We start from the raw sequence: 291 nt of genomic DNA on the forward strand, positions 1-291 counted from the left end.
TTTTTGATCGGCGTGGAAGTTTACGGACTGTAAGTTGACTTTCATAATAATTGAAATTTAGTTAAACGATTACTAGGATCCCTTCTTTCTGTTCCGGGGGTGTGCATTGTTGTAGACCCTGTTGAGTTCGGCCATGCTGTTATGAGTATAAACCTGGGTAGCGGCAAGACTTGAATGCCCCAATAGTTCTTTAACAGCATTGATATGAGCACCCTGGTTCAGCAAGTGAGTGGCAAAAGAGTGGCGCAGGATGTGCGGACTCTGTTTTAGCTTACTCTAGACTCCTCTAAA

At 43.6% G+C, this 291-nt stretch carries 1 pseudogene; it reads right to left on the bottom strand.

Features of this window, described 5'->3' with window-relative positions:
• Positions 1–72: 72 nt before the first annotated feature.
• A pseudogene (locus tag HC176_RS19095) lies at positions 73–276 on the bottom strand (tyrosine-type recombinase/integrase); the annotation flags it as partial.
• Positions 277–291 lie beyond the last annotated feature (15 nt).

The organism is Tamlana crocina (genome assembly GCF_012037625.1).